9 protein-coding genes are annotated in these 14,837 nt (G+C 64.1%); 5 read left to right on the top strand and 4 right to left on the bottom strand.

The genetic code is table 11. From position 1 onward, the window contains the following. Positions 1–24 precede the first annotated feature (24 nt). Positions 25–1,119, bottom strand: coding sequence for an AI-2E family transporter YdiK (gene ydiK / locus ABE485_RS09830; RefSeq protein ID WP_346515105.1), 1,095 nt, complete (start codon positions 1,117–1,119; stop codon positions 25–27). Positions 1,120–1,306: 187 nt separating this feature from the next. Here ydiK and ABE485_RS09825 point away from each other — a divergent pair, with 187 nt between their 5' ends. Then, on the top strand, positions 1,307–1,495 hold the full coding sequence (locus ABE485_RS09825) for a hypothetical protein (RefSeq protein WP_346515104.1): 189 nt from the start codon (positions 1,307–1,309) through the stop codon (positions 1,493–1,495). Between the two features lie 32 nt (positions 1,496–1,527). Here ABE485_RS09825 and ABE485_RS09820 read toward each other — a convergent pair whose 3' ends face one another. Together ABE485_RS09820 and ABE485_RS09815 are read right to left on the bottom strand one after the other, a co-directional pair. After that, positions 1,528–1,878 carry a hypothetical protein gene (locus ABE485_RS09820; RefSeq protein ID WP_346515103.1) on the bottom strand — a complete coding sequence of 117 codons (351 nt, stop codon included), beginning with the start codon at positions 1,876–1,878 and terminating at the stop codon, positions 1,528–1,530. A gap of 108 nt (positions 1,879–1,986) precedes the next feature. Continuing rightward, positions 1,987–2,766 carry a hypothetical protein gene (locus tag ABE485_RS09815; protein ID WP_346515102.1) on the bottom strand — a complete coding sequence of 260 codons (780 nt, stop codon included), beginning with the start codon at positions 2,764–2,766 and terminating at the stop codon, positions 1,987–1,989. Between the two features lie 363 nt (positions 2,767–3,129). Here ABE485_RS09815 and ABE485_RS09810 point away from each other — a divergent pair, with 363 nt between their 5' ends. The 4 genes from ABE485_RS09810 to ABE485_RS09795 all read left to right on the top strand — a co-directional run bounded on the left by ABE485_RS09810 (position 3,130) and on the right by ABE485_RS09795 (position 11,409). Then, on the top strand, positions 3,130–5,862 hold the full coding sequence (locus ABE485_RS09810) for an ATP-binding protein (protein WP_346515101.1): 2,733 nt from the start codon (positions 3,130–3,132) through the stop codon (positions 5,860–5,862). After that, positions 5,862–7,082 (top strand): EAL domain-containing response regulator, encoded by a 1,221-nt coding sequence (locus ABE485_RS09805; protein ID WP_346515205.1) that lies wholly within the window; start codon positions 5,862–5,864, stop codon positions 7,080–7,082. Before ABE485_RS09810 ends, ABE485_RS09805 begins: the two co-directional genes overlap by 1 nt. Before the next feature lie 10 nt (positions 7,083–7,092). Beyond that, the gene (locus ABE485_RS09800; RefSeq protein WP_346515100.1) at positions 7,093–10,356 is read left to right on the top strand and encodes a hybrid sensor histidine kinase/response regulator; all 3,264 of its coding nucleotides are present in this window, start codon (positions 7,093–7,095) and stop codon (positions 10,354–10,356) included. 243 nt (positions 10,357–10,599) lie between these two features. After that, positions 10,600–11,409: a response regulator transcription factor gene (locus ABE485_RS09795; protein WP_346515099.1), complete on the top strand. Its 810-nt coding sequence runs from the start codon at positions 10,600–10,602 to the stop codon at positions 11,407–11,409. A gap of 6 nt (positions 11,410–11,415) precedes the next feature. On the opposite strand, the gene ABE485_RS09790 is transcribed toward ABE485_RS09795, so the two are convergent. Then, on the bottom strand, positions 11,416–14,820 hold the full coding sequence (locus ABE485_RS09790; RefSeq protein ID WP_346515098.1) for an autotransporter outer membrane beta-barrel domain-containing protein: 3,405 nt from the start codon (positions 14,818–14,820) through the stop codon (positions 11,416–11,418). Positions 14,821–14,837: the final 17 nt, after the last annotated feature.

Below are 14,837 nucleotides of genomic sequence, written 5' to 3'. Positions count from 1 at the left end.
TTGCTTGCGGCCTTTTTGGCGCGTTCAATCGCCCGAAAGCTCCCGTGCGCCGGCATTCGCGGACGGCGGGGGCACTTCGTCTATCCATGCTTTCAGCAACGTCGACGTGACGGCCAGGATCACCGGGCCGATGAACAGGCCAACGATACCGAACGCAAACATTCCGCCCAGGACCCCGGACAGGATCAGCAGCATGGATAGATTCACGCCGCGCTTGATCAACAGGGGCCGAAGCAGGTTGTCCAGCATGGCGACCAGGATGGCCCAGATCAGTAAAACACCCGCGGCCAGCTTCATGTCATTCTGGAACAGCCAGGCCACCCCGCCCAGCATGGGAAGAAACGGGCCCAACTGCGCCAGGCACAGCATTACCATGAGCGCGGTGAGAATCCCGGCCGCGGGCACGCCCGCGATCCACAACCCGATTCCGCCCAGCGCGGACTGCACTACCGCTGTGACCACGATTCCCAGCGCCACGGCCCGGATTGCAGACGCCGCCAGCCGGATGGCCGCTACCCCGCGCGGGCCCGCCAGACGGTTCGAGAATCTTCTGGCGAAATCGGCGGCCACGTCGCCCTGGCTGTACAGAATGCCCGAAATGATGACCGTGACCACCATGTGCACCACGAACACCCCCACGATGGCGGCGTGGCTCAGCAGCCACTGTGCGGCGGTGGTCAGGTAGGGTTCCAGGCGCGCCAGCAGCCCACCCGCACCGGCGTCCGATAGCGTCTGCCATTCCTGGGCGATTCTGGGCCCGACCAGTGGGATGCTCTTCACCCATCCTGGCGGCGCCAGCAAGGCATATTCCGGCAGGCTTTTCACGGCGGTCATGATCGCCCCGCCATGCAGCGCCAGCGTGGAGATGACCTGGTACAGCGGCAACACGATCACGAAAAGCAGGATGAGCAGCATGGCAATCGTGGCGATCCACCGCCGTCCGCCGCATCGATGCTGAATGGCCAGCAGCACCGGCCAGGTGGCTACCACGATGGTCGTCGCCCAGATCAGGCCGGGTAGAAATGGCCGAAGGACGTACAGGCTGCCGATCATCAGCGCCAATAGCATGACGATGACAAGCAGCACTCGGGCTATATCGACTGTCTGGCGTGGGATCACCCGCTGCTCCTGGCAAAACTATCGCCCTGGGTGGCGGTGGATGAGGTCCGGCTGGCCGCCCGCTCCGTGCGCCACTGCGCTCCCGTCGAATGTATCCGAAAAGCCGCTGTGCGGGAACACTACTTGCTCGCCGCTTGCCGCGGCGTCTGGCCCTTTCCGCCAGGTGCGCAACCAACGGAGGCGTGTCATGAGGACACTGACTATTGCCGGCCTGATGCTGGCGTTCCTGCTGGGCGGATGCGCCCAGACGGGCATCTCGGGCGCGGACAGGCAGCACTCGGGCGGTCCGACGCGATCGGATCCGGCCAACTACCACCAGTCCAGTTTTGGAGAACCCGACAACGAACCCTTCCAGGGCGTGTATCCCGGGCGCTAGGTTGCCCGTGCCTGGGCGGCGCGCCGCTCAGGCTACGCCAGCATTGCGCGAACGCGGTTCCGTATCGTGCCTGCGTAGGCCCAGCTCCAGACCCCGAGGGCCAGCATGGCCACGGTAAAGTAGGCACGGCCGCTTTCCGGAATGGGATTCAACGCCGACATTGTGACGAAGGGCTCGAACGACAGGAAGTCGGTCGCCGCCAGCGCACTGAAGACTAGTGCCAGCACAGGGCCGGTGAACTGCGGCCGGTCTCCGCGCGATTGCGGCTTGGCCAGAAAGCACCAGTGTAGCCAGCGCAGAAGCTGGATGACGACGGCGAACAGCGGGATGGCAAGCGCCAGTTGCAGAACGAGCAGCGCCAGAATGACTTGAGTGGGAAGCATGCGCGGATTTTAATCGGATCCGCCATGCCGGTGCGCCAACTGGCCAGCCGCCGTTTTCCCGGCATTCACGCTGGCTGCGGTAGTCTGCCCGGTTTTACGTCGCCGGAATCACGCGCCCAGGTGGAAAGCTCGCCATTCCGATCCGGCCCCCGTTATCCAGTCCTGGACATATTCAAGGCTGAGCGCAATGGACAGGACCTCGCCCTGGAAGATCACATCGGGCTGCGCCCGCAACCAATTGAAGTCTTCGATGGCGGTAATGCCGCAGGCCAGGACCTTGAGACCCTTGCGCGAGGCCTGCCCCAGCAGGCTGAAGAATCGCTCCTGCAAGACGCGGCTCCTGCTGATCCCGTCCGGCGGCGCGACCCTGATGCCCACTCCCCGTATGGCCCCGAATTGCATGGCCTCGCCGCTCGTCGAGCATGGCAACAGGCGGATACGCAGCGCCGGATCGAATTCGCGGTACAGATGGAACAGGCTGGCGCCTTCGACCAGCCGATCGCTGAGCGGCACGTTGTAGATGACTTTGGCGCAGGGATAGATGGGCAGTTTGCGGTCGTGTTCCTGGCTGATTTCGTGCAGCAGATCGCCGGCTACCGCTCCGATGCGCAGGTCGTGGCAAAGCTGCTCGGAAAGCCTGATGTCGGAATACACGTTGAGCGGATGGTCCATCGTCAGCGGCGCCATGCAGCCGGCAGCCCGAAACACGCGCCCCGCCCTGCGCAGGGCGTCCGCCGAAGCCTCATAGGTCAGGCCGGTGGGAGTCCGGCTCATCCAGCCCCCCACCAGGGCCATCTCGCGCACGGCCCCGGTTGCATCCAGCACTGGTTGAATTCTTAGCGGCTCGCTGAGGAGCGTGGCGGATTCGACCAAATTGATAGCGTTCATAGACTTCTGAAATGGGCTCGCCCAGGTATATGAAAACCGGGATGTGGGGGGGCGGCGGCGGGATGAAACCAATGAGCCGACGGCCATGTCGTACCAATGGCTGCGCAGTATAGAAATGGCGTTTGCGCGGTCCCATCATAAAAATCTGATTTACATGGGCGAGTACGCGGCCCAGCGCGCCACACCGACCCCGTTTCATAGATCACGCGCTGGAGCTACTTTCAAAACTTTCTTATATCCAGTGGATAGGCCCATACCTACGATGGGCGCATGCCCGTAAAGGAATCACCGACTCTCTCGCAAGACGCCCAGTCTGTCCCCCGCGCCCCGTCGCTGCTGTTGCATTTGTTCGCAGCAGCGCTGTTGGCGTGCATCGTCGCAGGTGCGGTTTTTTTCCTGTACTGGTCTTTCAGCGATACCGTCTCCAGCTATCGCCGGCAGATGAATGCCGCGGCTTACAATGCCCAGCTTTTCTTTGACCAACGCGAGATCCTTCTGCGCTCTCTTGCGTCGTCCTCCGTCCGCAATGTCGACGCCGCCCCCGCCTCGGAAACGCCCCCCTACTTCGGCAACACGCAACAGATCCAGGTCTTTCCTTTGCAGGAAGAAGCAAACGTCTACGGCTGGGCACTGATCCTCACTCCGCGCGACCTGAACGATATTTCCCTCGCCCGCACGCAACTGCTGTTCACCTCGTTGCGCAGCGGCCGCACCGCATTCGTCGGGCATCACTCACCTGAATTCGATCATCCCATCGACTCGGCCACGCAGTCCTGGATCGCGCACGCATTGGCTGCCGCGGATCCGAACTTGCTGCCGGGCGGCCACAGCCCGATCGTCTGGCTCAAGCCCCCCATGGACCCGGCGAACCAGCTTTATCTCTACACGCCGGTGGATCCCGCCAGCCCTGGCGCGGGCTGGATCGGACTGAAGCTCGGCGATATCGATGCCGCCATCGACCTGACCTCCTTGCGCGGCGGAAGCTACGCTCTGTTCGACCAGAACGATGCGCCGGTTCTGCACAGCCCGGGCGTCGCGACCATTTTGCAGAGCCTCGGCCAGCGCGAGGGCAAGGAGGACGCCTTCGGGTGGTGGGGCAACGGCCTGCTGCCAAGCTTCGTCGTGCTGAACAAATCGATGGGCGACGCGGGCTGGCGCCTGCTGTACTTCACCCCGATCAACCGGATCCTTGGCGATACCGCATACGCCATCCAGGCGGCGTTCGCGGGTGCGGCGCTATTGTTCGCGGCGGTGATCCTCGGGATACGCCATATCAAGAAAAAGCTCGTTGCACCCGCGCTCAAGCAGTATGAGGCGCTGGCCGACAGCGTGGACCTCAACCGCAGGCTCGTGGAAGTTGCCCCGGTGGGGCTATGCCTGTTGCGGCGCAACGATGGCACGCCGCTGCTCTCGAATGAACTGGCTCGGGAATGGCTCCTGGGCGATACCGACCTGCTCACCCGCCTGCTGGCGCCGAACGACTGTTCCGCCGGGCGCGAATACGTCCTTCAGGACGGCCGTTGCGTCTATCTGACCTTTGCCCCCATCAGCTATCACGGTGTGGAGGCCGTCCTGTGCGGCATCAACGACATCACGGCCTTCAAGCGGGTGGAACGCACCATCACGCAGGCCAAGCTGCATGCCGATGCGGCCAACCACGCAAAGACCGTGTTCCTGGCCACCATGAGCCACGAAATCCGGACGCCCCTGTTCGGGATCCTCGGCACGCTGGAAATGCTGAGCCTCACGGTGATGGACAACCAGCAGCAGCAATACCTCGAAACCATGCAGCAATCCTCGGCGACGCTGCTTCGCACCATCAACGACACCCTGGATCTATCCCGCATCGAGGCTGGTCACCTGGAGCTCGAAGTGGCCGAGTTCTCGCCCGCTGAAGTGCTGGAGAGCGCCGTCAGCAGCTATGCCGCGCGTGCTGAAGCCAAGGGCTTGCATCTTTATGCCCTGTCCGACGTGTCTTCGCCTGCCGCCGTCGTCGGCGACGTGACACGCGTGCGCCAGATCCTCAACAACCTTGTCAGCAACGCGATCAAATTCACCAGTTCGGGCCACATCGTTCTGCGCTTGCAGGTCATGCAGCGCGATGCTCGCGCCGCCACCCTGAAATTCCAGGTCGCGGACACGGGCATGGGCATTTCCCCGGAATTCCACGCGCAGCTTTTCGAGCCCTACTTCCGGGCTGAAAACGGGCCGTCCCAGACGGTTCCCGGCACCGGCCTCGGACTTGCGATCTGCCGCCGGCTGTCCGAGATGATGGGAGGAAAGCTCTCGGCGGTCAGCGAACCGGGCCTGGGGACGAGCATGTCGCTGGAGCTGACGCTGCCCCTGGCCATCGAAGCCCATCCGGAAATGGCGATACGCCTGGACCCGAAGCCGGTCTTCGTGCGCGGCGCCGTCAACGACGTGGTCAACAACCTGTGCCAGTGGCTGCGCCACCGGGGTGCGGTGGCGATGCCATACCGGTCTGCGCTCCATAGCCGGCTCCAGGACGGCGTGCTCGTCGAGGCCTGGCCGCGCGATGCCCATCCGGCGGCCTGGAACGGAGCCCGCGTCATCGCCCAGCCGCACGGAGTGCATCCGCGGCTGGAGGGGGGACGCAATAGCTGGATGGCCAATGCGCACAGCCTGGCAAGCATCATTGCCGCCGTGCGCCTGGCCCAGGACGGCGTCGCGGCCAAGGTCACCCTGGAAGTCAAAACTTCGCGCGACGCGCTCGACATGCATGTGCTGGTTGCGGAAGACAACCCGATCAGCCGGCAGATCCTGCGCGAACAACTCGAACACCTGGGCTGCACGGTGGTCATGGCCGCAAACGGAATGGCGGCGCTGATGCGTCCGGACATACCGGCTTTCGACGCGATCCTGACCGATCTGCAGATGCCGGAAATGGACGGCTACGGCTTCGCCCGCGCCCTGCGCGCCCAAGGTTACACGCGACCTATCGTGGGAATCACCGCCAGCGCGTTCACGGACGATTTGCGGCGCTGCACCGAAGCCGGCATGACCTCGGTGCTGCTCAAGCCATTGCCGCTATCGGCCCTGCGCGAGGCCCTTATTGCCCTTAAGGAAGTCATATGATGAAGAAGTTGTCCGACTACAGGATCCTGATCGTGGACGATCATCCGTTCCAATGCGTGCATTTGGCGGATTTGCTGCAGTCGGCGGGGTTTGCCGAGGCGGACGTTGCGCCTTCCGCCGAGGCGGCCCTGGATAAGATCGGGCTTCAGGCCTACCACCTGGTCCTGATGGACCTGAACATGGCGGGCATGGACGGCGTTCAGTTCATCGACCGTCTCGCCAAGCTGCATCACAACCCCATGTTGGCGATCGTCTCGGCGTGTCCACGCCGGATCATGAACAGCGTCGCACTGATGGCCAAGGAAAAGGGCTTGGCAGTGCTCGGCACGTTCTCCAAGCCGCTGACCTCCGATCACGTCCGGCAACTCTCCAGCCAACTTCGCCAAAGCCATCCCGAACCTGCAAAACCGGTACCCCGGACTGACGCCGGCACCGTATTCGACCGCGGATCACTTGAGCGCGCCCTCGGCCAAGGGCACCTCCAGGCATGGTTTCAGCCCAAAAAAGCCCTGGCAAGCGGACGGATTGTCAGCGCCGAGGCGCTGGTCCGGTGGCAACACCCTGATTTTGGCTTCATGTTGCCGGGCTCGTTCCTGTCCGCCGTGCGTCGGCACGGCCTGGACAGGACCCTGCTCTTCAAGATGCTCGAAGACGCCCTGCAGGCGCATCTACGCTGGCGCCAGCAGGGATACCGGATGCCCGTATCGGTCAACCTTCCCACCCAGCTCCTGGACGACCCGGACCTGCCCGACGACCTGGAGAAAATGGTTCTGTCCAAGGGCGTTGCGCCGCCTGAAATCTCCTTCGAACTGCTTGAAGACGAGACAACCACCATACAAGGCCAATACTATATGGGAGCGAGCCGGCTGCGCTTGAAGGGCTTCGGCCTGGCGCAAGACGACTTTGGCAGAGGATACAGCTCCATGTACAGCCTGATTTCCACGCCATTCACCGAGCTGAAGATCGATCGTGCTTTCGTCAGCGGCGCCGCCAACGACGAAGGCCGCGCGGCGGCGCTTGTGTCGTCGGTGCAGCTTGGACGCCAATTGGGTCTGCAAGTGACGGCGGAGGGCGTCGAAACCAGCAAGGACCTCGAATTCCTCCGGCGCATCGGGTGCGACTGCGCCCAGGGGTTCCTGATTTCAGCTGCCGTCGACGTGGACGGGTTCAGCCAATTGCTGGCCATGGAGCGGCAGGCCATGGATCCGCCTCAGTCCTGAGACGTTGGCCATGCGCAAGCAGGATACGCCCTTCGCCAGAATCACGCGCACGTCGCGCTGGCTGAATTTTGCCTTGTTCGGCATTTTCCCCTTTGCGGTGGTGCTGGTGGGCGCGCTCTACTGGGGGCTGAACCGCATCGTCGAGCAGGAGCGCGAAAGGCTGAACCTGGATTTCTCCATCCTGGTCGGCTACATCCACGCCCAGGAGCAGTTCCTCGGCAGGCTTCGCGCGCAAAGCGCGGCCCTGCCCGTCGAAAGCGAACAGTCAGACGTTGCCCTGCGGACGGGCTCCGTGCCGGAACGCTACGGTATGCAGGTTTTCGAAGGGCAGCGTTCGAATGCGGAAATGCCGTTCTCGCTGGCGTGCGAGGATTCCTCCGATTGCCCCACGGCCGGCCGCAGGCTGGCCGATCTGGGCGGGTTTCTCGCCGATTTCTATTCCAGCTTCTGGGCGGCGTCCTATTACCCCGCCGCGACCATCTTCCTGATAAACGAAGCCGACAGCATCAGCATGAGTGTTCCCGCGGTCGACGCGGCCTCCGGCTTTGAAAGGCTGACCACACCGACATTCCTGGCGGTCACGGACTCGGTACGGGGGGAGTTGCGGCGTTTGCGGGCGGCGCACCAGCGGCTCATCGACCTGGACGTCCCGGGCCGCGCGGAACCCGCGGCCTACAACCGGGTGCATTGGTTCCGGACCAATACGCTGCCCGGCAGCATGCTGGGCCTGATCTACGCGGATATGCCGCAGGCCGTCTGGAGCAGCGCACCCGGCGCGACGTCCGCCGTCTATGCGGCCACCCAATTCAACCATCAGCGGATCAATATATTTGAAAAAACCATGCGGCGCCCGCTGCATGGCGGGTTCTGGCTGTTCCATCGCGACGAAGGCTTGCTGCTTGGCGAGGCGCCCGCTCCCCGCCTGGCGCAAGACGGGCTGAGGTACATGGCCGAAGGCATCGTGCTGCGCATCACGGATCCCTCGGGTGTGTGGGCCGGCGTGTACAGGGTAAGCTACGGCGCGTTTTTCCAGGACAACCTCTGGCTGCCCGTGGTCGCGGGCCTGCTGCTGCTCTTGAGCCTGGGCACGGGCATCGTTTCCTCGCGCTGGTACAGCCGTCGGGTCATCGCGCCGGCGCTGGACGCCCAGCGCGAGATCGTCGAAAAGGAAGAGTTCGGTCGCACCCTGATTGAAACCGCGCCCGTGGCGCTATGCGTGCTTTCCCGCCCCGCCGGCGAGGTCGTATTCGGCAACAGCCTGGCCCTTCAGTGGCTGGGCGCGGAAGCCGGCCGGCAGCTGGACAACTCGCCCGATACGAATCTGTTCCTGCGCCAGGTGCTGAGCGCCACCGGCCCCGACACCATCGCCAGCCTGCAGGCGAAGGATGGCCGGCCGCTCTATGCCGCCTACGCGCCAACCCGATACAACGACCAGGACGTCGTGCTGTGCGCATTCGCCGACATCAGCGCCCGCGCCGCCATCGAACAGACCCTGGCTGACGCCAAGCGCGAAGCCGACAAAGCCAGCGAGGCCAAATCCACCTTTCTTGCCACAATGAGCCACGAAATCCGCACGCCGCTATACGGGGTGCTGGGCACGCTGGAATTGATGGGCCTGACCAAACTGGACAGCGATCAGCGCCGGCACCTGGAACGCATGCAGAGTTCATCTGCGATCCTGCAGCAGCTCATCAGCGACATCCTGGACATCACCAAGATCGAGACCGGGCAGCTGGTGCTGGAATCCACCGATTTCAATCCGCGAGACCTCGTGCAAAGCTGCACCAATTCGTACGCCGCGACGGCGGCCCAGAAGGGATTGCTGCTGTTCTCCTGCGTCGACGTCGCGGTGCCGGAATGGATGACGGGCGATGCCGTGCGCATTCGGCAGATCCTCAGCAACCTCTTGAGCAACGCCATCAAATTCAGCGATTCAGGCCACGTGATCGTGCGACTGACGGTAGCAAAGGTGCAAGCGGACAAGACGCATCTGGTTCTTCAGGTCGTCGACACGGGCATCGGCATTGCCAAAGACGAACAGGCTCGCCTGTTCGTTCCGTTCTATCAGATCAATAGCAGCTCCCACACGGTTCGCGGCACAGGGATTGGTTTGTCCATCTGCGCCCGCCTGGCCAAGCTCATGGGCAGCGAAATACGCGTCACCAGCGAACTCGGCCTGGGAAGCAGCTTTTCGCTGGACCTGCCGCTGCAGGTTGCGCAAGGCCAGCCGCAGTTCCCCCCGGACCTGAGCGGCATCAACGTCCTTGTCCGCAGCCCGCATCACGAGCTGACCGACAACATCTGCCTCTGGCTCAAGCGCTGGGGCGCACAGGCGGCCGCGGCGCCCTCTCCGCTCCCTGACGCAACACCCGGCGACGTGCTGGTCGATGTGCTGTACGACAGCCATATCGACGTTCTGGGTTGGGCCGGGCACCACGTGCAGGCGAGCGCCACCGACAAGCAGGCGTCCGAACGCACCATCAAGGTCATTGCCAGCGTCGAACACATTTCGGCGGGCATCCGGGCCGCGGTGCGGGGCGAGCGCTCGGTGATGCCCACCGCCGGAAACGGCACCTTCGCGCCATTGGGTCTGTCGGTGCTGGTGGCGGAAGACAACCCCATCAATCAGGCGACCCTACAGCATCAGCTCGAGCAACTGGGCTGCGATGTCACGGTGGCGTCGGATGGCGCAGAGGCACTCATGTATTGGGGCCTGTCGCGTTACGACGTGGTTCTGACCGACGTCAACATGCCTAGAATGAATGGCTACGAGCTTGCGCGCGAATTGCGATCCATGAACGCAGACGTCCCCATCATCGGCGTCACGGCCAACGCCATGCGCGAGGAAGAGGAACGCTGCCTGGATGCAGGCATGACGTCCTGGCTCGTCAAGCCGATCGGTTTGAGCACACTGCGCCATCACCTCGGCGGCAGCTGCCCGCCTTCCCCGGAATTCGGCGAAGCCATGCCTGAGCCAGCAGGCGAACCCGAGCCGGCTCCTGCCGTGCCGGCCAAATATCGCGACCTGTTCGTCAGCACGATGGAGGCTGACGTCGCCGAAATGCAGCGCGCCCTGGTGACTGACGACCATCGTCTGCTTTCCAGAATCCTGCACAGAATGCGCGGCGCCTTGAGCGTCATGCAGATGACCGCGCTGACCCAGCGGCTGGAAGCGCTGGAAGCCATGCTGCGCAACGACGGCTTCGATGCCGCCGCCCAAGCGGAAGGCCAGGAAGTGGTGAAGTTGCTGCGCGACATGCTGGCTAACGTCTAGGTGCGCACCGACCGCCAGCGCGACGACAAGCCACAGGCCGGCCGCAAGTTTCCTTCACCTGACAACCAACGTAGCTTGGGATGAGCTTTGTGTAATGGTAATTATCGAAAGATTTCTATTCATGTGTCTCAGTGTCGGCGTTAGATTCAGCAGTTTCTGCTGTCGCTTACGCGCGCGGGCGCAACACCTGTTCAGCCTCCAACCCCGCCCTCACGCAGCCTTTTGGTAGAATTTGGACATAAAATGGTCAAAAAAGGAAGTAACGAGCATCCTGGCGCCCCAAGCCTGGCAGGGCCCGCCAAGGACCTACTTCCGCTGACCGGATCGGTCGCCGAGCAGCAGGATCCACCAGGCCCGATTGATTGCATACTGGATGACCCATCCATGAGCAAACCTCCGTCTGACCAGGACGTGCGCATCATCGTCGCGGACGACCATCCCGTCATTTCCCTTGCGCTCGCGGATTCGCTCAATGAAATACCGGGATTCAGCGTGGTTGGCATGGCTCGATCCGGTCTTGAACTGGTGACGGCCGTGCAGGAGCATCCCTGCCATCTGATCGTCACCGACTTTTCCATGCGTTCCAAGACCGACGACGAGGATGGCTTGCGCCTCATCCAGCGCTTGCAGCGCATGTTTCCGCAGATTCCGATCGTCGTGTTCACCATGCTGTCGAACAGCGGCATTCTCAGCCAGTTGCGGCAGATCGGCGTCGCCGGGATCGTCAGCAAGGAAGAGCCGATTGATTCCCTGGTTGAAATCTGCGTGCGCGCCCTGACCGAAAAAGGGACCATCCTGTCCGAGAGCATCAGCCAGCGGCTAAGCCACGCCGATGTGACCATGGGCCGAGCCAGCAAGTCGAAGGGCTTGTCTCCGAAAGAGCTGGAAGTGGTGCGGATGTTCGCGCTGGGGTTATCCGTTACTGAAATCGCGCGCCGCCTTCACCGGTCGGTGGCCACCATCGGCACCCAGAAGCAATCGGCCATGCGCAAGCTGAATATCGAAACCAACGCCGAACTGCTCCGGTATGCCGATGAACAGGGGTTTTCGTGACGCGCTTTACCAGCGATAGCTCAGGTTCAGCATGCCGCCGAACCCGCGCTGGCCGCCGCTGCCCGATTGGCCCGACACGTAGCCGGTAAGAGAGGTGGACTTCCCTATCCTGCCCTGCGCGCCGACCTTCAGTTCGGCGCCATTTCGGGGCGGTACTGCGCCGAATGTACCGGCGCCTGTGTTGGCCTGCGGGTTGTCTGTGCCATGCAGCCAGTTGGCCTCGACGAAGGGGCGCACCGGGGCGCCAGCGCGCGCCATGCCGAACGGATAAACGCGCACGCCCGCGCGGGTGTTCACGGCTCCCGTGCTGTCGCCCTTGTAGGTCACGCCTGGCAAGGAGACGTCCTTCGCGTCGTAATGCGTGTAGGCGATTTGGGCCTGGGGCACGACGACCATGGCAGACAATGCCGAATCGGGCGCGAACGGCGCGAAGGCATAGCCGGTTTCGACCGAAACCGTCCAGGTGTTGGACCGATAGCTGGCTGCCCCCAGTTCGCTGCTGATCTGGTTGGAATAGCGGCCGTACTGGAGCCAGGAGTCCGCGTAGGCGCCCATGCGGGTAGCCGAATCGGCATAGGCCGTGGCATAGACGCCCGCCGAATAGCCCCGGACCTTGCCTTGGGCATCCGCCCCGACCGTGTCGTTCGAGCCAGGCAGCATCAGGCGCGATCTGGAATGCGCACGGGCATCCCCGTACCCTGCCATCACGCCCGCGACAAGCTGGCCGTCCTTGCCCAGGGGCGCATGCAGGACGTCGCCGCCAATCTGCACCATGCTGCTGTCGGTGTCGACGTTGACGTCGCCTCGATTCATGCGCAGGCGATCCTGACGCGTGCCGTTTGCGCGGATCCAGACACCGTCGCGCGCCTTGCCATCGGCGTCCACGCCGGACAGCACGGACCCGTCGTCGCGGTCCTTGAGCTGATGCATGAACATCCGGGTGGCTGCCAGCTGGTTGCCCACGTAGGCGCCGCTTTCCGGCGAAACATTGGTGAATTGCGCGCCCGCGGGCGGCGCGGGTTGGGACGGCGTAACCGGCAACACGGGATCCACGGGCGGTTGGAGTGGGTCGGGATCCACGGGCACGGAAGGCGTGGGAGGGGTGCCGGGATCTGGAGCGGGAGTGACGCCAGGAAGCTCGGGAATGATGGGGCTTACGGTGCCGGGCTGGTAAGTGGAGGTCAGGTACCAGTCGGATTCCACGCCCTGGTTTCCGCCCTTGACCAGGCTGTAGTCGTATCCACGGAGCGCAACCGTGCCGGTACTGGCGCGAAAGCCGGTCGACTTGGAGTCCAGATGAAAGGCGTCTGCGGTGGTGGTTCCGCCGTTGATGGCTTGCACGAGCCTGATGCCCTGCTGGGTCTGTCCGCCCGTGCCGTTGGCATTCATGATGCGCAGGCCGGTTGTGCCGGACGTCGTGCCGCCGTCGATGACGAGCTTGTCGGTGGGCGAGGTGTCGTCGCCCAGCTGGGTATTCATGACCAGGGTTCCGCCGCCCGCATAGTTGTTGACCGTGAGGGTCTTGAAGCCGGATTGTGCATTGGGCGCCGCGAAGCGCACGGTTCCCGTGTTGGTGAGGGTGCCGAGCGCCGAATCGGCGCGGACGTTCCATGCGCTGGTATTGTCGACCGACATGCTGTCGATCTGGCCGGTGCGCGCAACCAGCGCGCCCGTCAGCACGCTGGCCTTCTTCAGCGCGATATCGATGGCGCCGCTGTCGGCGACGACGTCGCCCGTCATGAGCGAAGCATCGGCATCCAGGTTGACGCGGCCGGTTTGGATAACCGTGGTGACGCCGCCGCTGGTGACATTGACCGCACGGCTTTGCAGCAGCACGCCCGTGTTGTCGTCGCCGCCCGTGCGGGTGGCGACCGTCGTGTCGCGAAGCGCGAAGTTGTGGTCGCCGCCTGAGGCCAGCAGACCGACGCCATCGGTGGTGTCGATCCGCGAGCCGTTCTTGAGCAGCAGATTGTTGGTGACATCGGCGGCGGTGCCGTAGCTCCAGATTCCGTGGGCACCCGCGCCGCGGACCGCCAGCTGGGTGCTGTCGAGCGTGACCGCGGTGCGGTTGCTCATGGCCAGGCCCGAGGCGCCGGCGCCGCTGGTTGTAACGGCCGTGCCGGTGGCGGTGAGTTCAGAGTCGGTGCCGCTGGCGAACAGGCCGTAGGCCGTGGCGCCTTCGGTGGTCACCGAGGCGTTGGTGAGCCTGACGCTGGCGCCCGAGACCCGGGCCAGCGCGCCCACCGCCCCCGCGCCGGAGGTTTTGACGCGGGTGCCCGTGGCGTCGATCGAGGCTGCGGTGCCATATTCGCGCGAGACATAGAGCCCGTGCGCGTTGTCGCCGAACGTTTCGACCGACCCGCCCTGCAGGGTGACGCGCCCTGCCCGGTTGTCGATGCCGACCATCCAGGAGTCTATGTCCACGTTCCGGGCGACGAGGGTGGTGTCGATGGAAGGAAGCCAGACGCCGGTGCCGCGCGACCCCAGCGCCGAAATGGATACGTTTTCCAGCGTGGCCGACGAGCCTTGCCCGTTGATATTGACGCCGTAGCCGTTGCCGGCGTTGAGCGTTGCGTCGCGGATGGCGGCGGTGCCGCCGCTGGCGCCATATGTGAGCGCGAGCATGACCGCATCGCCCGACGACGTGACGGAACCGCCTTGCATGGACAACGCGGCGCTGCGCACATAAATGCCGGAGCCGGCAGCGGCACTGACGGTGGTGTTCTTGAGATCCAGCGTGGAACCGACGCCATCGGCGGACAGCGCCGTGCCGCTGGCGTTGGCGGCCACGACGTTGGTCAGTTCGGCCCGCGCGCCGTTGTTGGCGTTGACGGCAGCGCTGTTGATGCCGGTGGGCCGGATGTCGAGCGACTGCGCGGTGATGAGGGAGCCGGCGCCGTCGGCGTACAGGCCATGGCTGACGTTGCCGGTGGTGGATACGGCGCCGCCCTGGAGGAAGATCTGCCCGCCTGCCTGCGCGTAGGCGCCATAGGCATACGTGCCCACCGAACTGAGCTGCAGGTTGGCGCCGGAAATGGCGCTGCCCGCGCCGGTCGCGTACAGGGCGTGCCCGCTTTGCTGGGTGCCGATGCTGCTGACGCTGCTGTTGGTGAGTTCGACCGCCCCGCCCTGGCTGGCCATGACGCCGATCGCGCGGGAAGTGCCCACGCCGGCGGCGGTGATGCGGATGCCGTCGCCGGTAAGGCGGTTGCCGGAGGTGGAAACGTTGATGGCGGACCCGGTGCCGGTGTAGGTGACGGTGGATCCGGCTTCAAGTGCGATCTGCGAAGCCCCAAGGGGATCGGACACGTCTACCTGGCCGAGTTCGGCCGCAAGGGAAACAATGGGCAACGTGGCGGGCAGAGCAGCAGCCAACACGCCGATCATGATCGGGGTGAGGGGGAAATGCATGGCGCAATCCTTGATTC

The organism is Achromobacter spanius (assembly GCF_039673305.1).
Lineage (GTDB): Bacteria > Pseudomonadota > Gammaproteobacteria > Burkholderiales > Burkholderiaceae_B > Achromobacter > Achromobacter spanius_F.
This window is presented reverse-complemented; position numbering and strand designations above follow the sequence as displayed.